Origin of the sequence: Salegentibacter sp. BLCTC, assembly GCF_015143665.1 — a bacterium.
Lineage (GTDB): Bacteria > Bacteroidota > Bacteroidia > Flavobacteriales > Flavobacteriaceae > Salegentibacter > Salegentibacter maritimus.
Map to the genome: position 1 here is coordinate 83,539 of NZ_WYEW01000006.1, position 22,170 is coordinate 105,708.

General features: G+C 35.7%; 21 protein-coding genes. 15 read left to right on the top strand and 6 right to left on the bottom strand.

The features are described from left to right. Positions 1 to 69: 69 nt before the first annotated feature. A complete protein-coding gene (gene ruvX, locus GUB10_RS08400) occupies positions 70 to 477 on the bottom strand; it encodes a Holliday junction resolvase RuvX (RefSeq protein WP_079721323.1) in 408 nt (135 codons plus the stop codon). A 93-nt stretch (positions 478 to 570) separates the two neighbouring features. Here ruvX and GUB10_RS08405 point away from each other — a divergent pair, with 93 nt between their 5' ends. The 4 genes from GUB10_RS08405 to GUB10_RS08420 all read left to right on the top strand — a co-directional run bounded on the left by GUB10_RS08405 (position 571) and on the right by GUB10_RS08420 (position 4,694). Continuing rightward, a complete protein-coding gene (locus GUB10_RS08405) occupies positions 571 to 1,386 on the top strand; it encodes a 2,3,4,5-tetrahydropyridine-2,6-dicarboxylate N-succinyltransferase (protein ID WP_193710994.1) in 816 nt (271 codons plus the stop codon). Between the two features lie 45 nt (positions 1,387 to 1,431). After that, positions 1,432 to 2,499, top strand: a complete 1,068-nt coding sequence (locus tag GUB10_RS08410) for a glycosyltransferase family 9 protein (RefSeq protein WP_193710995.1) — start codon at positions 1,432 to 1,434, stop codon at positions 2,497 to 2,499. Continuing rightward, the gene (locus GUB10_RS08415; protein WP_193710996.1) at positions 2,496 to 3,560 is read left to right on the top strand and encodes a CDP-glycerol glycerophosphotransferase family protein; all 1,065 of its coding nucleotides are present in this window, start codon (positions 2,496 to 2,498) and stop codon (positions 3,558 to 3,560) included. The genes GUB10_RS08410 and GUB10_RS08415 overlap by 4 nt, the downstream gene beginning before the upstream one ends. Positions 3,561 to 3,704: 144 nt before the next feature. Next, positions 3,705 to 4,694 (top strand): Stealth CR1 domain-containing protein, encoded by a 990-nt coding sequence (locus GUB10_RS08420; protein ID WP_193710997.1) that lies wholly within the window; start codon positions 3,705 to 3,707, stop codon positions 4,692 to 4,694. Between the two features lie 80 nt (positions 4,695 to 4,774). Here the strand turns inward: GUB10_RS08420 and GUB10_RS08425 are convergent, their stop codons facing one another. After that, positions 4,775 to 5,623: a glycosyltransferase gene (locus GUB10_RS08425; RefSeq protein ID WP_193710998.1), complete on the bottom strand. Its 849-nt coding sequence runs from the start codon at positions 5,621 to 5,623 to the stop codon at positions 4,775 to 4,777. 231 nt (positions 5,624 to 5,854) lie between these two features. Beyond that, a complete protein-coding gene (locus GUB10_RS08430; RefSeq protein WP_193710999.1) occupies positions 5,855 to 6,622 on the bottom strand; it encodes a lipopolysaccharide kinase InaA family protein in 768 nt (255 codons plus the stop codon). 183 nt (positions 6,623 to 6,805) lie between these two features. Here GUB10_RS08430 and GUB10_RS08435 point away from each other — a divergent pair, with 183 nt between their 5' ends. From GUB10_RS08435 to GUB10_RS08465, 7 genes are all read left to right on the top strand, one after another. Continuing rightward, complete coding sequence (locus GUB10_RS08435; RefSeq protein WP_193711000.1) at positions 6,806 to 7,921, top strand: glycosyltransferase family 4 protein; 1,116 nt, start codon at positions 6,806 to 6,808, stop codon at positions 7,919 to 7,921. Then, positions 7,908 to 8,477 (top strand): L-threonylcarbamoyladenylate synthase, encoded by a 570-nt coding sequence (locus GUB10_RS08440; RefSeq protein ID WP_193711001.1) that lies wholly within the window; start codon positions 7,908 to 7,910, stop codon positions 8,475 to 8,477. Before GUB10_RS08435 ends, GUB10_RS08440 begins: the two co-directional genes overlap by 14 nt. A 26-nt stretch (positions 8,478 to 8,503) precedes the next feature. Continuing rightward, a complete protein-coding gene (locus GUB10_RS08445; protein WP_193711002.1) occupies positions 8,504 to 8,878 on the top strand; it encodes a GxxExxY protein in 375 nt (124 codons plus the stop codon). A 92-nt stretch (positions 8,879 to 8,970) separates the two neighbouring features. Further along, complete coding sequence (locus tag GUB10_RS08450; RefSeq protein WP_370591083.1) at positions 8,971 to 10,404, top strand: CCA tRNA nucleotidyltransferase; 1,434 nt, start codon at positions 8,971 to 8,973, stop codon at positions 10,402 to 10,404. A 215-nt stretch (positions 10,405 to 10,619) separates the two neighbouring features. Continuing rightward, the gene (locus tag GUB10_RS08455; protein ID WP_193711003.1) at positions 10,620 to 11,645 is read left to right on the top strand and encodes a heme A synthase; all 1,026 of its coding nucleotides are present in this window, start codon (positions 10,620 to 10,622) and stop codon (positions 11,643 to 11,645) included. 24 nt (positions 11,646 to 11,669) lie between these two features. Continuing rightward, complete coding sequence (locus GUB10_RS08460) at positions 11,670 to 12,179, top strand: hypothetical protein (protein WP_193711004.1); 510 nt, start codon at positions 11,670 to 11,672, stop codon at positions 12,177 to 12,179. Between the two features lie 277 nt (positions 12,180 to 12,456). Then, the gene (locus tag GUB10_RS08465) at positions 12,457 to 13,515 is read left to right on the top strand and encodes a nucleoid-associated protein (RefSeq protein WP_193711245.1); all 1,059 of its coding nucleotides are present in this window, start codon (positions 12,457 to 12,459) and stop codon (positions 13,513 to 13,515) included. Between the two features lie 253 nt (positions 13,516 to 13,768). On the opposite strand, the gene GUB10_RS08470 is transcribed toward GUB10_RS08465, so the two are convergent. Beyond that, entirely contained in the window at positions 13,769 to 14,839 is a 1,071-nt protein-coding gene (locus tag GUB10_RS08470; protein WP_193711005.1) for a hypothetical protein, read from the bottom strand. A 94-nt stretch (positions 14,840 to 14,933) separates the two neighbouring features. On the opposite strand from GUB10_RS08470, the gene GUB10_RS08475 reads away from it, so the two are divergent. The 4 genes from GUB10_RS08475 to GUB10_RS08490 all read left to right on the top strand — a co-directional run bounded on the left by GUB10_RS08475 (position 14,934) and on the right by GUB10_RS08490 (position 20,219). Next, positions 14,934 to 15,839 carry an ABC transporter ATP-binding protein gene (locus GUB10_RS08475; protein ID WP_193711006.1) on the top strand — a complete coding sequence of 302 codons (906 nt, stop codon included), beginning with the start codon at positions 14,934 to 14,936 and terminating at the stop codon, positions 15,837 to 15,839. Further along, on the top strand, positions 15,839 to 16,675 hold the full coding sequence (locus tag GUB10_RS08480; protein WP_193711007.1) for an ABC transporter permease: 837 nt from the start codon (positions 15,839 to 15,841) through the stop codon (positions 16,673 to 16,675). Before GUB10_RS08475 ends, GUB10_RS08480 begins: the two co-directional genes overlap by 1 nt. Before the next feature lie 199 nt (positions 16,676 to 16,874). Further along, positions 16,875 to 18,878 (top strand): excinuclease ABC subunit UvrB, encoded by a 2,004-nt coding sequence (uvrB, locus tag GUB10_RS08485; protein ID WP_227740352.1) that lies wholly within the window; start codon positions 16,875 to 16,877, stop codon positions 18,876 to 18,878. Positions 18,879 to 19,007: 129 nt separating this feature from the next. Further along, the gene (locus GUB10_RS08490) at positions 19,008 to 20,219 is read left to right on the top strand and encodes a hypothetical protein (RefSeq protein WP_193711008.1); all 1,212 of its coding nucleotides are present in this window, start codon (positions 19,008 to 19,010) and stop codon (positions 20,217 to 20,219) included. Positions 20,220 to 20,404: 185 nt separating this feature from the next. Here GUB10_RS08490 and GUB10_RS08495 read toward each other — a convergent pair whose 3' ends face one another. Together GUB10_RS08495 and GUB10_RS08500 are read right to left on the bottom strand one after the other, a co-directional pair. Beyond that, positions 20,405 to 21,655, bottom strand: coding sequence for a S8 family peptidase (locus GUB10_RS08495; RefSeq protein WP_193711009.1), 1,251 nt, complete (start codon positions 21,653 to 21,655; stop codon positions 20,405 to 20,407). A 193-nt stretch (positions 21,656 to 21,848) separates the two neighbouring features. Continuing rightward, the gene (locus GUB10_RS08500; protein WP_193711010.1) at positions 21,849 to 22,163 is read right to left on the bottom strand and encodes a rhodanese-like domain-containing protein; all 315 of its coding nucleotides are present in this window, start codon (positions 22,161 to 22,163) and stop codon (positions 21,849 to 21,851) included. Positions 22,164 to 22,170 lie beyond the last annotated feature (7 nt).

Below are 22,170 nucleotides of genomic sequence, written 5' to 3' on the forward strand. Positions count from 1 at the left end.
TAAGTCAGTTTTCATTAAATTAAACAACTTAAATTATAAATTATTCAATAGGCATTATACATTTTAAGATCACTCATATAAATAAGTTTGCAGGATTATGGTAGCACTAACTTCATCTATAAGCGCTTTATCCCTGCGTTTTTTCTTTTTTACACCGCTATCTATCATAGACTGAAAAGCCATCTTGGAAGTAAAACGCTCGTCTACTCTCTTAAAAGGCATTTCAGGAAATTTTTTACTGAAAATTTTTAAAAACTGCTGAATATAAACTTCTACTGCTGAAGCTGTATCGTCTTTTTGTTTAGGCTCCCCTACCAACACCAGTTCTACTTTTTCCTCTTTAAAATATTTTTCAAGGAACTCCAGAAGCTCGGGGGTTTTTACAGTGGTTAGTCCAGAGGCAATCATTTTAAGTTCATCACTAACCGCAATACCGGTGCGTTTTGTCCCAAAATCAAGTGCCATAATTCGTGCCATCTTCAAAATTTGCGCAAAGGTAAGGTTTATATTGCTTTAGAACCAAAAATTAGCTTTAAGCTCTTATATTTGCTGAAAATCAAGAATAATATTATGGATCATTTAGAAGCTAAGATCAATGAAGCCTGGGAAAACCGGGATTTACTAAAAGATACAGAAACCATAGCAGCTATACGCGAAGTTGTTTCGCTATTAGACTCGGGAAAGTTAAGAACTGCCGAACCGACTGAAAATGGTTGGAAAGTGAACGAATGGGTTAAAAAGGGCGTGGTGCTTTACTTCCCTATTCAACAAATGGAGACTTTAGAAGCAGGAATTTTTGAATATCACGATAAAATTCCACTAAAAAACGGTTATAAAGAAAAAGGAATTCGAGTAGTTCCTAACGCGGTTGCAAGACACGGGGCCTATATTTCTAGCGGAGTAATTATGATGCCTAGCTATGTAAATATTGGTGCTTATGTAGACGAAGGTACTATGGTAGATACCTGGGCTACCGTAGGAAGTTGTGCTCAAATTGGCAAAAACGTTCATCTTAGTGGTGGTGTAGGAATTGGAGGGGTTTTAGAACCGCTACAGGCTTCTCCTGTAATTATAGAAGACAACGCCTTTTTAGGTTCTAGGAGTATTGTGGTAGAAGGTGTTAAAGTTGAAAAAGAGGCTGTTTTAGGCGCTAACGTTGTACTTACCGCTTCTACTAAAATTATAGATGTTACCGGCGAAGAGCCTAAAGAAATGAAGGGAATTGTTCCGGCAAGATCGGTGGTTATCCCGGGAAGTTATACCAAAAAATTCCCTGCGGGAGAATTTAATGTTCCCTGTGCTTTAATTATTGGTAAACGTAAAGAATCTACCAATAAAAAGACATCGCTAAACGATGCACTACGTGAGTATGATGTAGCGGTATAAGGTCTTATCTTATAAACTTTGCTGTGAGGCGAGTGAAAAAAACGTATGAAAATACTTATAATTCAGCAAAAAATGATTGGGGATGTGCTCACATCCTCAATCTTATTTGAAGCCCTTCGGAAGAAATATCCGAATGCTGAATTACATTATTTAATTTACCCACACACAAAGCCGGTAGTAGAAAACAATCCATTTATAGATAAGCTTATTGAGTATAAACCAGAGACAGGAAGAAACCCTTTAAAATTTCTAAAGTTTTTGAGTTTTATTCGTAATGAATCTTATTCTACAATAATTGACATTTACTCTAAAATAAGTTCAGGCATTATTACCTACTTTGCAGGGGCACCTAGAAGACTTGGTTTTGATAAAAATTATACCCGACTGTTTTATACAAAAACTTTCAGTTATAAAGAAAATCCCCAAACTAGTGCAGGTCTCGCCATAGAGAACAGAATGCAACTTTTAAAAGGTCTGGACCAGAGCTTTCCTATAGCGCTTAGACCTAAAATTTTTATCTCTCCCAAAGAAAAAGAGACTTTTAGAAAGAAGCTGAAAAAGCAAGGAATAGACATAGACCAACCGGTAATTATGTGCGGTGTACTGGGAAGTTCCACCACAAAATCTTATCCTAAAGCTTATATGGCATTTTTATTGGATAAAATTGTAAAACAAATACCAGAAGCGCAGATATTATTTAACTATTTGCCCATGCAAAATGCTGAAGCAAAAAAAATTTACAACCTGTGCAGTCCCCAAACCCAATCACGTATTTTTCTTGATATCTATGAAAACTCATTAAAAGGTTTTATAATTAACGCGGCTAACTGTGATCTTTATTTTGGAAATGAAGGAGGAGCTGCCAATATTATGAAAGCACTGGGTATACCAGGTTTTTCTATACACTCCCCAATTGTAAAAAAGAATTATTGGGCGATTTATGAAGATAATGTAAAACAGGTTTCAATACATTTGGAGGACTTCGAACCACATCTTTTCAAAAACAATACACCCCGCTTCAGCAAACTTAAAAATGACAGGTTATATCAAAAATTAAATCCCGAGCTCATGGAATTAAAATTAAGTGAGTTTTTAAAAAACCTCAACATATGAATTATCGGTTTCTTATTTATATCAGTTATACCTATGCTTTTCCAATTGGTGAGCCCCTGGAAGAAGAAATTAAAAAACGTGGATACCAGGTAAAATGGTTTGCTGATGAACCGGAAACCAAAAAGAAATTTAGTAAAGATAAGCTTGTGGTAGATGATATTCACCAGGCCATTGATTACAACCCCCATATTATTTTAAGTATTACCAACAGTATAGCCGATTTTCTCCCGGGTTTAAAAGTACAGGTATTTCATGGGATTGCCCCCAGTAAACGTAATTTTAAAAAGGGGCACTTTAGAATTCGCGGATTTTTCGATCTATATTCAACTCAAGGACCGTTTACTACACAACCTTTTAAAGAGTTGCAGAAAAAATATAGACACTTTGAAGTAGTAGAAACCGGTTGGCCCAAATTAGATCCCCTGTTTCCGCTAGAAGAAATTCCGCGGGAAAAACCTAGTATCTTAATTTCCTCTACCTTTAGTAAAAAACTGAGTTTAGCCTATAATGATGATGTGATAGAGGAAATAAAACGCATTTCGAAAAAAGGAAATTGGAATTTTAAAGTAGTGCTCCACCCAAAAATTCCGCAGGAACGTGTTCAAAAATTTATAGACATACAAGGGAAAAACCTCACCTATTACGATACTACAGATTTGATCCCTTTATTTCGAGAAAGCGATGTACTGTTTGCCGATTCTACCTCTGTAGTAACTGAATTTTTGCTTCAAGAAAAACCGGTAGTAACTTTTAGAAACTCACAACCCGGAAAACACTTACTAAATATCACCCAGGTTGAAAAAATTGAAAGCGCAATAGAAAATGCACTTGATCCTGATGTGAATTTACTTGAAGAAATCCAGGAATTTAATAAAAATATGCACCCCTATAAAGATGGCAAGTCTAGCGCGCGCTTAATAGATGCATCAATAAAATTTCTACATGCCGATAAAAGTCATTTAAAACCTAAACCCTTAAATATTATACGAAAGCTAAAAGTTCGCAAAAACCTTAATTTCTATCCTTTAAAGACTTACCGGAAACCACCTACAATTGAATAGCGCTTAAGTGATTTTAACGTATTAAATTTGCTACTTTTTTTTTGAATATTATAATTTAGCATTTAAACAAAAGGTAAAATAATCCTTATTTTTCAGTAAATAATTCAAATTAAATCCTAAACTACCAGGTTAAATTTACAAAGAATGAAAGAATCTCTAGAAGATATTCCAGTTGATGCCGTTATAACATGGGTAGATGGCGACGACAAAAATTGGCAAAAAAAAATTAATGATTATTCTAAATCTCCTATAAATTTCTCCTCTAAAAAACACTTAAAAAGATACAATTCAATTGGGGAAATTGATATGGCTATTAAATCTATAATCAAATTTGCGCCTTTTATTAGGAATATTTTTTTAGTAACCGATAATCAATCGCCCGAATCTTTTGATCACCTAAAATCATTAGCTCAAAAGAAAGGTATGAACTTAGAACTGGTAGATCACGAAATTATTTTTAGGGGATTTGAAGAATACCTCCCCACCTTTAACTCGTGTTCTATTATATCTATGTTGTATAGAATCCCCAACTTATCTGAGCACTTTATTATTTTTAATGATGATACTTTTGTAATGAAAGAAGTCTCTGTAGATGATTTTTTTATTAATGGAGAACCTATCATAAGAGGTAAATGGCAAGACTTCAATGAAAACAAAACATTACGAAAATCATATCATGAATTTTTAAACTTCCTGGATGTTTCTACAAAAAAGGATAAAATCAGTTTTAAAAAACTACAACAAAACAGCGCCAAAATGGCGAAAATGGATAAATATGTTAGACGATTTCATACTCCGGTTAGTGTAAGAAAATCAACTCTAACAAAATTTTTTAAAGAAGATTCTTTACTTAGAAACAATATTCAACACAGATTTAGAAATCCAAATCAATTTCTGCTATCTTCCTTATCTGAGCATCTGGAAATTAAGAATAACACTTACCATTATCGTAGTTACTCGCAGTTAACTTACTTCAGGTCGTATAAAAATTTATCGTCAACAAAACTAAAATTGAAATGGTTTGAAAAAAACCAAAAGAAACTTTTTCTCACCTTTCAAACCCTGGATATGGCCAATGACGAAATATTAAATTATATTTTACTTTGGATAAAAAAGCGATTAAGTGAAAGCTAAGATGTTCCCTGGTAACAAGCCTTGAAGCATTAAATCCAGATTATGGAGTAAATTAGAGAAGTTCCTGTACTTTATTTAATTCAGGTATTTCTATAAAGCCCTATAGCCGCTTTAATTTTTTTGTAAACTTCTTTGCTAATTAACTTTACCCTATTTTTAAAACTCAATAATCGCCATGAATTAAAACTCACTAAACTTTTAAAGATTTCTGTTGTTCGGGTTTTAGAAATATTAAAATCATAGATTTTTTCAGGGTTTATATTTCCATATCCCCAAAATCTATTCACTTTATTTTTAGAATGAATTATACTTAACCAGAGTCTTTGATTTTTTATTCTAACCAGATTTTTTTCATACTTCCAGGAGCCATGACGATTTCGAAACCAAACAGTTTTAAAATCATCTTTCTTTTCTATAAGACTAATAAATGGATTATTTAATTTTCTTAAAGCACCCAAACGGGTATTTTTACCGGTTTCTAAAGTATAACCATCAATTATATCAAGCGCTTGATGCTCTTGTTTACTAAAATAACTTTGCACAACATCTGTATAATTCTGGTGAATACAATCGTCGTTATCTAGCCGTGAGGTTATTATATATTCCTGGGAATCAAGATTACTAATAGTTTTTACAATTTCGGGAAGGAAATTTTTCATACCGTCAATAAAAACGGGAACAAAATTTTCGTAGTCACTTTTGTAATCTACTACCTTCTGTTTATAGATTTCAGGAGTATTAATATCAAAAAAAACCAACCACTTAAAGTTTTGGTTAGTTTGGTTTTTTACCGATGCAAAACAATAATTCTCGAATAAATCAAAACGCTCCTCTAACCATTCATCAGTTAGCACTTCTTCATTATTTTTTGTAGTAGTCCAGTCTTTCGCTCTTAAATTGAAACGAGTAACAATATAGTGCTGAAACATTATTCTAAATTATAAATGACTATTTTAAACTTAAAACATCACCTCATTTTATTGAGCTAAACATTTTAATTTTATTCATAACCCTCCTAAAGAAATAATTCATTTCTTATTGGAAGAGCTTACTTTAAACTTTGGTTAATACTACAAAAAAACTCTAAGATTTCTTGATGTTATTTAGTTGAAAATATCAATTTCAAAACTTTAGAACAAGAACCTTAATTTTATATTCGCTTATTTAATTCCGACAAAATTTTTAAACCTTTGCTTCAGTTCCCTATTCTTAGCCCTTTTTACAAAAAAAGAATGGGCAAAAAACCACATTTTTTTAAAGACCTTGGTTTCCGACTTTTCTATGAGTTCTGCATATTCATCGGCCATAATTTCAATCTTTTCATTATCGGGAGTAAGCCTGGCAAAATTTTTCATCCGCCCGGTAAAATTAAGCGGTTTAAAGTTCATTCTATTTAAATCTACCAGGTAAAACTTATAATCGCCGTTATTTAGCTGAATTAAAGTGTTACCGGGGCTATGGTCCAAAAACTCAATATTATTTTCATGAAGTTTAAAGGTGAAACGGGTAAAAGCACGTAAAATATCTTCGTGGCCGGGTATTGTCAAATCTAAATCCCTAAAAGTAAGATCATAATCTAAATGCTCGCTGATATAAAAACTTTTAGTAAGAGCTCCCTTAACAACTTCTTCAGCAAAAGCAATAGGCTTAGGGGTTCCAATTCCTTTTTTAATGAGTTTTTCTGCATATTTAAACGAGCGCTCAGCTTTAGATTCCCTAAAAAGTACATACACATACCTGTTAATGAAGTTAGGCTGTTTAAAAGACTTTATATTGAATTTCTCCCCCTCTTTTTCAATTATTTTAATATGGTTTCTGCGATGTTTTTTTCCTGCAAAAAACGACTGCCCAATAGCATTAAAATTCAACAGAATTTCTTCGATGTTCTTCTTGGATAATTTATGATATTTTGAAATGAAAATCTTCATCAACAAATAAAGTTAAAGCTTTTAATAATAACACCATCTCCGAATTAGACCGAAAGATTAGCTAAATATCGCAGTGTAAATTAGTATTTTTACCACCGCATTAAGGCTTGACTAATCAAAAAATTAAGTTTTTAATAATCGACAAATATAAACATTGCAGCAACGAATAAAGAGAAAGACCTAATGAAAATCCTTCATTTATCGGCAGTAAAAAATTGGGGGGGCGGTGAAAACCAAATCGAATTGCTGTGTGAAGCCTTTAAAAATGAGGCTCCCGAAGTGGAAAATCTAATTCTATGCGTAAAAAATGGATTGTTTCATAAAAGACTCAAAAAGAATCAATTAAAGTTCAAAACTTCACCACTTCGCTTTAATTTCGATGTTCGTTACAGTTTAAAGATTATACAAATTTGCAAGACCAGGCGAATAGACCTTATTCATATTCACGATCCAAAAGCACTTGCCCTGGTCGTTTTGGCCGATAAATTCTATAATTTACCGCCAATGGTTTTTAGCAAAAAGACCTCTTTTCCCATCAAAAACAGAAAGCAAACACTTTACAAATACAACTATCCAAAAATTAAACGCATTCTGTGCGTTTCGCATAAAACCAAAGAGATCACTGCAGAAAGCATTAAAGATAAAAATCGTTTAAGAACCATTTATCACGGTATTTCTGTTGAAAAACAAAAACAGCTTAGCCCTGATGGTAATCTTCGAAACAAACTTGGCTTAACCGAAGATTATATTCTGGTAGGAAATATTGGCAATCATATTCCTGCTAAGGACCTTTCTACTTTCATTGAAACTGCCAAACAAATAATAAACCGGCAAAACGGTCAAAAATTTCACTTTGTACAAATTGGATATTTTACTTCTGAAACTGCCGCATTACTCGAACAGGTAAAAGTTAATAATTTAGAAGCCTCTATCAGTTTTTTGGGCTTTAAAGAAAATGCCGCAAACCTAATATCACAATTAGATATGTTACTGCTCACCTCTAATTCTGAAGGTGTCCCTAATGTAATTTATGAAGCTTTCTACCATAAAACTCCAGTTATAGCCACAAATGTTGGAGGAATTCCCGAAATTGTGAGCCATATGGAAAACGGACTTTTAGCTGATGCGACAGATCCTAAAAAATTAAGCGAACACATCCTATTTTTGGCAAAAGAAACCAATATAAGCCTTAGGTTTACCCAAAACGCCCATCGAAAAGTGGTAGAAAATTTCACCACAAAACAAATGGCGCAAAAAACACTACACGAATACAAAAACATTTTATATGGAAGATCTTAAAACAGAAATACAAAACGCCCTTACTATCTTAAAACGCGGCGGGCTTATACTTTATCCTACCGATACAGTTTGGGGAATTGGCTGTGACGCCACCAATCCTGAAGCGGTAGAAAAAGTGTATAAACTAAAAAAACGCCACGAAAGTCAGGCCTTAATTTGTTTGGTTTCAGATTATAAAATGCTCAACCAATTTGTGGAAGATGTACCGGAAGTAGCTTACGACATTTTAAAATTTGCCCGAAAACCTACCACCGTTATTTACGATAATCCAATTCGTGTGGCCGAAAACCTAATAGGCGCTCATAATTCCCTGGCTATTAGGGTTTCCAAAGATAAATTCAGCAATGATTTAGCAAAAAGATTTAGGAAACCTATCGTTTCTACCTCGGCAAACATTAGTGGTGAAAAAACACCGGAAAGTTTCGCCAAAATTAGTCCTGAAATTTTAGAAGGTGTGGACTATATAGTAAATTTGCAAAAAAATAAGAAATCGGCTAAACCCTCTACTATCATTAAATTAAGTAACGATGGTAAGGTTAAAGTGATTAGAAAATAGATTATTTCGCCACGAATACTCGAATTATGTCCGATATTATATATAAAGATGAAAGTTATGCCATTGTTGGCGCACTATTCAATGTATATAATAATTTAGGAAGTGGCTTTTCTGAAATAGTTTATAAAGATGCATTAGAACTTGAGTTTAATCCGCTGAATATTCCCTTTGAAAGAGAAAAAGAATACTCAGTCACCTATAAAGGAGTTGTTCTGAGACACAAATTCTATGCTGATTTTATCGCTTTTGATAAAATAATTTTAGAAATAAAGTCTATAGAGAATATTTACGATAAGCATATTGCTCAATGTATTAATTATTTAGAGGTTTTTAAAAACAGATTAGCCATATTAGCCAACTTCCACAAAGATTTATTAGATCACAAAAAAATTGTACTATAAATATTTGTGTATTCGTGGCTAGAAAAGATATAATTTTCCAGTATCATTTAATTACATATTGATAACAGGAAATTTCAAAAGAAATTAAAATAGTGAAGAATTATAAAAGCGCGTTATCCCATAATATTTTTAGGGTCATCACCCAGGCTTCAGAAGAAATAAATCTTGAAAGCTACGTTATTGGAGGTTTTGTGCGCGATCATATTTTGCAACGAGGCACCCCTAAAGATATAGACATTGTTGCAGTTGGCAGCGGTATTCAACTCGCTAAAAAGGTAGCCCAAATACTACCGCATAAACCCAAAGTACAGGTTTTCAAAAATTATGGAACCGCAATGTTACGGGCTTATGATATGGAAATAGAGTTTGTGGGCGCTCGTAAAGAAAGTTATCAAAAAGAGAGTAGAAAGCCCCTTGTGGAAGATGGAAGTTTGGAAGACGACCAAAACCGGCGTGATTTTACTATAAATGCACTCGCATTGGGATTAAATGAGGATAACTTCGGAAATCTTTTAGACCCTTTTAATGGCATTGAAGATCTTCAGTCCAAAATCATTAAAACTCCACTGGACCCCGATATAACTTATTCTGACGATCCCTTGCGTATGCTGCGGGCCATTAGATTTGCCACACAACTAAATTTTAAAATTGAAAAAGAGTCCTTAGATGCTATTACCAGAAACAGGAAACGCATACGCATTATCTCCAAAGAAAGAATTACAGAAGAGCTGCATAAAATAATGCTCGCCAATAAGCCATCAAAAGGATTTTCTTTGCTGCACAAAACAGGCTTGCTAGATATTATTTTACCCGAACTTACGGCCCTGGAAGGAATTGATGAAATTGAAGGCCAACGACACAAAGACAATTTTTGGCACACTTTAGAAGTGGTAGACAATATTGCCAAAAACACCGATGATCTCTGGCTACGCTGGGCAGCCTTATTGCACGATATTGGGAAAGCCCCTACCAAAAAATTTCATAAGAAAATTGGGTGGACCTTTCACGGTCATGAGTTTGTGGGCGCGAAAATGGTATTTAAACTCTTTAAACGACTTCGCCTGCCGCTTAATGAGAAGATGAAATATGTACAGAAATTGGTATTAATGAGTTCACGCCCCATAGCTATTGTAGACAATGACGTAACCGACTCGGCCGTGCGCCGACTTATCTTTGATGCTGGTGAAGATATTGAAGACCTAATGACACTCTGTGAGGCCGATATCACCACTAAAAACCCTAATCGTTTTAAAAAGTATCATAACAATTTTAAAGTGGTTCGCAGTAAAATGAAAGAGGTGGAAGAGCGTGACCAGGTGCGTAATTTCCAACCCCCGGTTACCGGCGAAGAAATTATGGAGACTTTTAATATTAAGCCCTCGCGAGAAATTGGTATTATAAAAGATGCCATTAAAGAAGCAATTCTGGAAGGAGAAATTCCAAATGAACATGAAGCCGCAAGGAATTTAATGCTAAAAAAAGGAAAAGAACTTGGGTTAACAGTGGCCAGTAAGCAGTCTCAGTAGGCAGTCTCAGTAGGCAGTGGGCTTAAGAGGTAAAATTTTAAAAGCATTGTTTTATTTTTAAAGCTAGCCTCGAAATATTGAAATATCTATTATCGAGTTAAAAAGTAAACTACCTCTGAGCATGCCCACGAGGCATTCTTTGGAAACAAATTTTTAATTTCGAGCCAAGCCTTGGGGTATTACACCCTTTGGCGGTGCCAATAAAGTTTAAAAAAATGTATAGAAAATCGGTTAAAATTTCCCTCATACTCGTATACCTGGTTATAGTTGCCGGTGCAGTTGTTAGAATGACAGGCTCTGGAATGGGCTGCCCAGATTGGCCAAAATGTTTCGGCTATTACATTCCCCCAACAGAAGTCTCAGAATTGGAATTTCAGGCTAATAGGGAGTATGAAAGAGGCCAGGTAATTATTGTTGACGAAACTTTAAAAGTAGCTGCAGAGGACTTCACATCAAAAGAAGTTTATAACGAAGAAAATTGGAGCACCTATACCAAACACGATTATGCCATTTTTAACCCCGTACATACCTGGGTAGAATATATCAACAGGTTGGCAGGTGCTTTGGCTGGTTTTGCCGTGCTTATTATGGCTATACTTTCTTTCAGAAAATGGAAAAGCAACAAAAAAATCACTTTGCTCTCCTGGCTTAGTGTATTTCTTATGGGGTTCCAGGCATGGCTGGGTGCCACCGTTGTTTATTCGGTTCTATCTCCGGTTAGAATCACCATACACATGGTTATGGCCCTGGTAATTGTAGCGGTTTTACTTTATTTACTCTATATTTCAGGAGAAAAACAACGATCTAAAAGACCTAATAAAACCTTTAAAAACTTAATGGTTTTGGCTCTTGCACTTACCTTAATTCAAGTGGTTTTAGGAACTCAAGTAAGGCAAATTGTAGATGAACAAATAAAAGCATTTGGTTATGATGCCAGGGAAATGTGGCTGGCAAATCCTGATATAACATTTTACATTCACCGAAGTTTCTCCATTCTTGTAATACTGGTAAACCTTGTACTTTGGTGGAAAAACCGTAAACTTCAACTTAATTTTGGAAAAATAAACTGGGTACTATGGCTAATAGCCCTCGAAATTATAACGGGAATTGCCATGTATAATTTCGATTTTCCTTTTACAACCCAATCGCTACATTTAGTAATCGCCTCGGCTTTGTTTGGATTCCAATTTTATTTATTATTGGAAAGCTTTACCGCCGGCAGAAAGTTGAAAACTTCGTAACTTTGCCCCCTAAAATTTGAAATTATGGTTTACCGATTTAGAGTAATTCTTGATGCAGAGGAAGATGTATTTAGAGATATAGAAATACTAAAAGACAACACCCTGGAAGATCTTCATAACACCATTCTACAGTCGTTTGGTTTTGATGGTACCGAGATGGCCTCATTCTACTTAAGTGACGAAAAATGGGAACAAGGCGAAGAATTTTCGCAGTTTGATATGGGTGGTGAAGTTAGATTGATGAACGAAACCAGTCTGGAATCTATTTTAGATGAAGATAATAGAAACATAATCTATGTGTACGACTTTCTAAAAATGTGGACCTTTTTAATAGAGTTAGCACAGATTGGCGAAATTGAAGATGGAAGAGATTACCCCAACCTTATGTTTGTACACGGGCAAATTCCAGACAATGCACCAGATAAAGATTTTGTAGGCGAGGATGATGGCGATGGCGGTTCTGGTGATATTTTTGACCAGGGTTTTAATACCAACGATTACGACGACCTTTCGTTTGATGAAAACTGGAACTGATTTCGGAGGAATCATTCCTAACTCGCTTCGGCGTCTTAAATAAGTGTAACTTGACTGTTTACTGTACCGGTCTCCAAGCGTCGTGGGTATTCAGATTTCAAACTTCATAGTAGTTAAAGGTCTTATTACCACGAGGCATTCGATGGAAACAAATTTTTAATTTCGAGGCATGTCTCCGGGTATTACACCCTTTGGCAGTGCCAATAAACAACAAATAAAATTTCCGCTTTGGTTTATCTCGTATATTCGAAACGGAATTGAAAAAATTATATACCGAATGATTAATCTTTTTAATGCGCAAATTGAATCGCTGTCTATTCATAGAGTTGGCAATAAAAGCCGAAATGAAAATATTTTTCTTTCGTCTGCTCCTTATCAATTAAATGATGAAATCACTCCACTAATTAAGGAGTATTTCCTAAAACCTTTTAGAGAAAAGGAAGAAAATTATTTCCAATTTTCTCACGATACAGATCTTGAGTTCAACGAACTTTATAATTTAGCCAATGCTGTATTTGATAATCCAGACAACATACACGAAGCTTCTAAGAAAATTACAACACTATTATTTGAGCAATCTGCCCATCCGCATATTAAAAGTGGAGAAGTTTATGTAGTCTATTTTGAGAACCTACAAATTGATAATGAGAAAGTTTCAGGAATTGGCATTTTTAAATCTGAGTTAAAACATGATTTTCTTCAGTTTGAAGAAAATGGCAGTATCCTGGAGATGATTGTTAAACAGGGAATCAACTTAAATAAGTTAGATAAAGGTGCGCTAATTTTCAATAAAAACCGTGCTGAAGGTTATAAAATCCTTTCGGTAGACTCTAATAAATATGACACCAAATACTGGCTGGAAAACTTTTTAGGAGTAGATGTAATGCGCGATGAAAATTACAACACCAAAAGTTACTTAAACTTCTGTAAGAACTTTGCCAAAGACGTGGTTTTACCTGCTGAAGACAAAAAAGAAGAAGTCATGTTCATGAACCGAAGTATGGATTACTTCGCTAAAAATGACGATTTTGAAGAAAGTAACTTCTTAAATTCAGTTATAGATAATCCAGATTTAGTGCCTGAATTTCAACATTACAAAACCGAAAAGGCTCCTAAATATAAGATTGAAGATCTTACCAATTTCCCTATAGCCAACAAAGCGGTAACAGATGCCCGCAAGAAAATTAAAAGTGTTATAAACCTTGATACAAACATCCAGATTAAAATGGATTTTGTAAATGCCGAGTCGGCCGATAAATTTGTTGAAAAAGGCTGGGACGAAGAAAAACAGATGTATTATTACCTGGTTTATTTTAATAAAGAAGAAAAAAACTAAAACATCTTTTTAAAAAAGAATTGTAGCCACGAATCCACAAAAATTAATAGTGGATTCGTGGCTTTTTTTTCAACTGTTTTTACGTTAAAAATGTTGTATAAAAAGTATAGCTTTCATCAAGCTGAACTTGTTTCAGCTTCTAACCTGTTCTGATTATCGACATTTTAGATCCCCGATAAAAAATCGGGGCAGGCTCTGAAATAAATTCAGGATGACGATTTTAAGAAAAGTTTTCACATATCCTATTTTTCTTTCATGAACTTTCCAGCAAACGTTTCATATTTACGTCTTCGTAATTACGACGTACAAAATCTAATGCTGTTCTAAGAATTTGCCCCATGGTACTGGCACGTTTAAACTTCATATCGTTAGTATATTTATACAGGTCTTTTCTTAAGCTTTTTACGTTGGCCTGGGTAGAAACATGATCGTTTATCATACAACGCAACAACTCTTTATAGCGCGGACGGGTGTTTATTATTCTTTTGGCAAGCAGGGAACGTTCTTCTTTCCGGTATTGTTCAATTGAAGATTCCTGAAGTTTTTCCTGTACCAACTGCACCATTTTCAGGTTTTCTTTAAAGAATTGTGGCCTATACACTTTTAGGTTTCCTTCAAAACACTGCTGATCGAAATCTATGGCCCTTATTTGATATTCTACATGATCAAAATCGTGTGTAGGAATTACCACATAATTATACGAACGCATATCTCCCAGCAACCTTACCGTACATCGCTCATTGAATTTTACAAATTGTTTGGCGATTTGGGTTTGTGCCCTGTTATCGCACAAAGGCAAATGATCTTCTATAAAAACATCTCCGGGAATACCCGCAATATGTTCTTCTATTAACGTGTCTTTATAGACTAAAAAATTTATTCGGTGTGGGGATAGCAAATGCTCAAACTCCAGCCCATAGATTCGGGAGGCATCAGCTTTTTTTACATAGAAATAAGTAAAACTATCATTTAGAATGTTTCTCACCTTAATGCGAAAGGGTTTCGAGTTGCCAAAAGTGCAATAATCTATAGCATCTACGGTTAAAAATTCCAGCGAATCATCACTACCATCAGAATGCATAATGGTATACACCTGCTTTAGGCTATTATCTATTTCTTCCCGCTCAAAATCGGGATAATAACAGCGTACCCAAAAAGTATCTTCATCATGCTGATCGTACACTACAACCGAGCCGGAAAAACGCAGCAAGTCATCATAAAAAACAGGAATTTTAGTATTTCGGTTATATTTGGCCAGATATCGATTTAATCGTTCATTTACAGCAAATGATGGTTTTTTCTTAGACATCAGCTTTTCTTCCATATTATATCAGCTTTTTATCAAAAATAAGCTTTCTAAAGAGAAATCTGTAACAATTGCCTAACTTCGTCGTCATACTTTAAACTTTTCTTCAATTTTGGAAACAATTTTAAGTCTCAAAAAGCTTACTAAAAAATATGGCGCATTAACCGCGGTAGACAACCTGTCTTTTACCATAAAAAAAGGTAACGTATACGGAATTTTAGGCCCTAACGGAAGTGGAAAATCTACTACACTCGGTATGGTGCTGAATGTGGTAAATAAAACCTCTGGGGAATTTGCCTGGTTTGGCGGCAATATGAAAACCCACGAAGCTTTAAAAAAAGTAGGTGCCATTATTGAGCATCCTAATTTCTATCCTTATATGACAGCCACACAAAACCTGGCTTTGGTATGTAAAATTAAGGATGTCCCCAAAGATAAAATTGAAGAAAAATTGGAGATTGTAAACTTGCTGGATAGGAAAGACAGTAAATTTAGAACATTTTCTCTGGGTATGAAGCAGCGTCTCGCTATAGCTTCTGCCCTACTCAACGACCCTGAAATCCTTATTTTAGATGAGCCTACCAATGGGCTCGATCCGCAAGGAATTCACCAAATTAGGGAAATTATTAGAAAAATTGCCGCAGGAGGTACTACCATCTTACTTGCTTCCCACTTACTGGATGAAGTAGAGAAGGTTTGCTCCCACGTGGTGATTATAAGAAATGGAAAAAAACTTTATAGCGGCCCGGTAGATGCTATAAACGCCAGCCATGGATTCTTTGAATTGCAAGCTAAAAATATGCAGTTATTACAGGAATTACTTATAGCACACCCGGGAATAGAAAATGTATCGGAAAAAGAAAATGTGGTTACCGCCATTCTAAAAGAACCTATGGATGCCGAAACTATAAATGCATATTTATTTGAAAAAGGACTTGCATTATCCTACCTGGTAAAACGCAAAGAAAGCCTGGAAGAACAATTCCTGGAATTAACCAATCAAACCCCCTCTATATAATGTTACGACTTTTAGAGATAGAATACCATAAATTACGCTATAGCCGATCGGCAAAAATACTGGTTTTAACCTATTTTATTTTAATAACATTTATTGCGCTAATAGCATCAATAGAATTCAATTTAGGGGCTATTAATTTTCGGGTTGCAGACCAGGGAATTTTTAATTTTCCCTATATCTGGCATTTTAACTCCTACGTAGCCGCCTTACTCAAGCTGTTTCTGGCAATTGTTATTGTCTCCATGATGTCTAATGAATATACCAATAGGACCCTAAAACAAAATTTAATAGACGGACTTAGTAAAAAAGAATTTATCGCCTCTAAGTTTCTAACCGTGATGGTATTTTCTTTGGTTTCTACTATCTTTCTATTTATTGTGTCACTTATTTTAGGACTGTCATTTTCAGACTTTACCGAGGTTTCCATCATCTTTTCTGATATGGAATATATAATCGCCTATTTTGTAAAACTTACCGGTTTTTTTGCTTTTTGTATGTTTTTGGGAATTCTCATAAAACGTTCGGCATTTGCATTGGGCTTTCTCTTTATCTGGTGGATTTTGGAAAGCATTGTTTACGGAGTTTTAAAATGGAAAGTCTTTAGAGCCTCTGAAGTTGCCGATACTATTGCAAGGTTTTTCCCGCTAGAATCTATGAGCAATTTAATTAAAGAACCTTTTTCAAGACTATCGGCCGTACAAACCGCAGCATCACAAATAGGCTCTGAAATTGATAAGGATTACGGTATTCACTGGGATCAACTGCTTATTGTGCTACTATGGACGGCTATTTTTGTGTTTTCATCTTATAAACTACTTAAAAAGAGAGACTTGTAAACCATAAAAAACACATCATACTCCTGATTTTAAATCTTTTACCTCAAAAACCTGACAAATTGCATATGAGTTTGAATAGGCAGGATTATTGATTAGTTTAGTACTTCCTTGCTATGAACTCACGAGGTATTAATTAGAAAAAAAATGAATTTCGGGACATGCTTCCATGCATTTCAATCCTGAATATCGGGTAATAAAAATGAAATTTAAGTTAGAATCGGATTACAAGCCTACCGGAGACCAGCCTAAAGCTATTGAGCAACTGGTAAGTGGAATAGATAATAACGACCAGTACCAAACTTTATTGGGGGTAACAGGCTCGGGAAAAACTTTTTCTGTTGCCAATGTTATTCAGGAGGTACAAAAGCCTACCCTGGTCCTGGCCCATAACAAAACCCTTGCCGCACAACTCTACTCAGAATTCAAACAGTTTTTTCCGAATAATGCGGTAGAGTATTTTGTAAGCTATTATGATTATTATCAACCTGAAGCTTTTATTCCTACTTCTGGAACATATATTGAAAAGGACCTCTCCATTAATGAGGAGATTGAAAAATTAAGACTTAGTACTACTTCTTCCCTCTTAAGTGGAAGACGTGATGTAATTGTGGTGGCATCTGTTTCTTGTTTATACGGTATTGGTAATCCGGTAGAATTTAGAAAGAATGTAGTTACTATTGAACAGGATATGGAAATTTCCAGAACCAAATTCCTACACCAATTGGTTCAGGGACTTTATTCCCGTACTGAAGCAGAATTCACCCACGGAAACTTTAGAATAAAAGGAGATACCGTAGATGTTTTTCCAAGCTACGCCGATAATGCTTTTAGAATTCATTTTTTTGGAGATGAAATTGAAGAAATTGAAGCTTTTGATTCCGGAACAAATGATATTATTGAAAAATATGAACGCCTGAATATTTATCCCGCCAATATGTTTGTTACCTCACCTGATGTAATGCAAAATGCTATTCATCATATTCAGGACGATCTTGTAAAGCAGGTAGACTATTTTAGGGATATTGGTAAACATTTGGAAGCAAAACGCCTGGACGAAAGAACCAATTTTGACCTTGAAATGATTCGAGAATTGGGCTATTGCTCGGGAATTGAAAACTATTCTCGCTATTTGGATGGAAGACAACCCGGTACAAGGCCTTTCTGCCTGCTGGATTATTTTCCAGATGATTATTTAATGGTGGTTGACGAAAGTCACGTAACCATTCCGCAGGTACATGCTATGTACGGCGGTGATAGGTCCCGAAAAGAAACCCTCGTAGAATACGGATTTAGGCTTCCTGCCGCAATGGACAACAGGCCGCTTAAATTTGAAGAGTTTGAGGCCTTGCAAAACCAGGTGATTTATGTAAGTGCCACCCCGGCAGATTACGAATTACAAAAAACCGAAGGGATTTATGTGGAGCAGGTTATTAGACCAACCGGACTTCTGGACCCGGTTGTGGAGGTGAGACCGAGCTTAAATCAGATAGACGATCTTATTGAAGAAATTCAAACACGAATTGAAAAAGATCAAAGAACGCTTGTCACCACATTAACCAAAAGAATGGCCGAAGAATTGGCAAAATACCTTACGCGTATTAATATTAGATGTCGTTATATCCATTCAGATGTAGACACTTTGGAACGTGTAGAGATAATGCAGGATCTACGCCGTGGATTGTTTGATGTGCTTATTGGGGTAAACCTTTTAAGAGAAGGACTCGACCTCCCTGAAGTTTCGCTGGTAGCTGTTATTGATGCCGACAAAGAGGGTTTTCTAAGAAGTAACCGCTCGCTTACTCAAACCATTGGCCGTGCGGCTCGTCACGTAGAAGGTAAAGCCATTTTATATGCCGATAAGATTACCGATAGTATGCAAAAAACTATTGACCAGACTGAATATAGAAGAACCAAACAAATAAATTATAACAAAGAGAATAATATTAACCCTACCCCACTGGTTAAAAAACTTGAAAGTAGCACCTTGATCAAGGAGAAATTAGATGTATATGATGCCGAAAAACCACTCACTACAAAGGCTGCCGAAGAAGAAGTTGCCTATATGAGCAAACCCGAACTGGAAAAAAGAATTCGGGAGAAAAGGAAAGCGATGGAAAAAGCAGCAAAAGAACTTGACTTTATGGCTGCGGCGAAACATCGTGATGAAATAAAAATGCTACAAAATAAAGTAAAAGAAGCATAAGGCTAAGGCCGGGGAAATCCCTTATTATTGAAAGAACTATAGAAGAAAAGTTTTCAAAAACTATATTTAGAATTCCAAAACACTCCTGACTAAAGAAATAGGATTCCGTAACAGGTATTTTTTAGTAGGATGAAAAACTTTATACTTTATTGCTTTCTGCTTATCTCAATAGCCGCATATTCCCAGGTGGGCATTGGCACGACCAGTCCCGAAGCACAATTAGATATTATTGCTTCCGATATAAATAATCCCGCAAAAATAGATGGCATCCTTATTCCCAGGGTAAAAAAATTCCCGGCACAAAATCCCGGAAGTGAACAACACGGCATGCTTATCTTTTTAAGTGCCGATTTTAACACTTCGCCTACCGGTTTTTATTACTGGCACCACCCGGAATCGCAATGGAAGTCTATAGTTTCAGATGCAAAAATGGCTAATTTTTATGAACCTGGTACCGTAGAAAGTCCCGGAAATATAAATGATGACTTATTCAGAAATGGAAACATAGGTATTGGTACCGAAACAATTGAGAGCAAACTTCAAATTGCCATAAATCCGGGGGATTCAAAAGATATTAAAAAAGGCCTGGAAATAAATAATAATAATCCCGGCAAAACAAAAAACACCTATGGGATAGAAGTACTTAATAGAAGTAAAACAGATGCTATAAAATACGGTATAAAAAATCACGTTACGGGAGATGGTGATGGGGTTAGATATGGCATTTATAACACTACTTCACAGGGGGCTAGCGGTTCGGGAATTTATGGAATTTATAATTCGGTAGGTCGTACAGAAGGTGCTAACAGTTCTAATTATGGGATTTTCACAGAAATTGGCGAATCTTCCGGCAGGGGCAATATCTATGGAATTTATGCCCGTGCCCTGGGAAACTCAAGTTCAAGGGTGTTTGCGGGTTATTTTGAAGGTCCGGTGGGAATAGGTAGAACTAAAGCCCTGGAATATATTTTACCGGAATTACGGGGAGAAGAAAATCAGATTTTAGTTTCAGATAATTCGGGGAATGTAGATTGGCAATACAATCATACCCGAAATTATGTGAGTACGGGAACTCATAGTGGAAATTATAACATTGGTGATGAAGTTTACTACCTGAGAATTACTAATAGCCCGTCTTCTATTACCATTCCGGATGCTTCCGGTTGTAGAGGTCGCGAATTGGTTTTAATAGCTATGGGCAGCAGCAATACCTCTCTAAATTTTTTAAACGGAGATACCCTGGACGATATTCAAAACAATACCAGTATTACCAGCATCGCAAAAGGGGAAATTTTAAAGATGCTAAGTATAGGTACTCGCTGGATACTAATTAGAAAATAGAAAGAGGCTGTCTGAAAAGTCTATTCCCGTCAAGCTGAACTTATTTCAGCTTCTATCATGTTTTTAATTACCAACACGTTAGATCCCCGATAAAGAATCGGGGCAGGCTCTGAAATAAATTCAAGATGACGGTTTTAAAACCTTTTCAGACAGCTTTTTTCTATATCTATTAAATTTATTGTTTTTTAGTGAACAATAATCGGATCGGCATTACCATCTGGATCTCCATTCACATTTCCATCGGTAGATGCATTTCCTAGAAGTAAAACTCCTGCAGCGTGCGGGGAAGCCATAGAGGTACCACTAATTGAGTTGTAACCACCACCTTTCCATGTAGAATTAACAGCAACTCCCGGGGCAGCATAATCTACCGGAGGATTTCCGTAGTTAGAAAAAGAAGCCCAATTATCATTAGAATCTATTGCAGAAATAGTATAGATATTGGCTCCATTTACTCTTGCCGGTGAACTTGTGTTAGCATCAGAACTTTCATTTCCGGCGGCAAGTGCGAAAATAATTCCTTTTTTAGATGCAGAAAGAACTGCATTATCTAAAGCAGCGGAGGTTGGCCCTCCAAGGCTCATATTTGCTACATCACCTGCACTCCCGTATGCGGCTACGTGATCTACCCCGGCAATTACCCCTGAATAAGAACCGCTACCACGGCTGTCTAATACCTTTACCGGAATCACGGTAGCTCCGGGAGCCACTCCAATAACCCCAATATCATTATTTAAAGCGGCAATGGTTCCTGCTACGTGTGTTCCGTGGCCATTCCCATCATCTGTAGACTTACCATCTCTTCCCGATGTAAATGCATTAAAGCCTCTTGAAGCATCAACATTTAAATCTGGATGATCGGTATCAATCCCTGAGTCGATTACCCAGGCTACATTAGAGCCCGTATAAGAAGCAACTCCATTTACACGAGCTATCCCGTAGGGAGTCACCTGGCTTGAGGAGCCATCGCCGCCATCTCCATCTCCGGGATCACCGTCACAAGGACCACCATTTGGAGTTCCACAAGGTGGTGCAAATTGTACTATTCTATCTTCCTCGATAAAAGCAATCTCTTTTTTCTTACGTAATGATTCTACCTGATCAAGATTTAATTTAAGTGCTACACCATTAATAGTTTTACTATAAACTGCAAGAAGTTCGGCATCGCCAATATTTGCTTCAGATAAAAGCTTTTTGGTAGTATTGGCCACAGCCTCCTGGGCTTTGGTATAACTTTCGGGATATTTTGAAGTAGCATCCCCGGTAACTCCTTTATTAAAAACTACTATGTATTGGCTTTCAATAATATTTGATGAAGTGGGGGCCACCAATTCTTCATCAATTTGCTGATCGTTTTGTTCATCTTGTGAACAGGAAAATAAAAATGTGGCAACTAAGGCAGTTACCGCGAGTGATTTAAATTTGTTTAAAATCATAAATTTAAATATTTGGTTAAAAAAAGTTAATAGATTAATCAAATCTATCACTTTATCGATAAAAACCAAATTTTCACCCGATTAAATTATCAATTCAACAAAACACAGGGCTATATAATTAAAAGATAAACAATAAAAAAAGCAGCATTTGCGATTTCAAATGCTGCTTTATAATTTTTAAACTAACCGGTGTTTAGTCTTCAGCCTTTTCGCCTTCCCACTCCATAAAACCACCTTCCAGGTTATAAGTATTTTTAAATCCCATTTGATCTAGAATAGTGCATGCCTGGGCACTTCGTTTTCCCGAACGACAATAGATATAGTAATTTTTATCTTTATCCAGCTTTTCAATTTCATTTACAAATTCCTGACCTTTATAAATATCAAGGTTCTTTGCGGTTGGAATATACCCGTCTTCTACTTCTTCTTCAGTTCTTACATCTAAAATTACGGCGTTGCCATCTTTTTCCAATTGTGATGCCCATTCTTCCTGACTAAGCTCTTTCATAAATTCC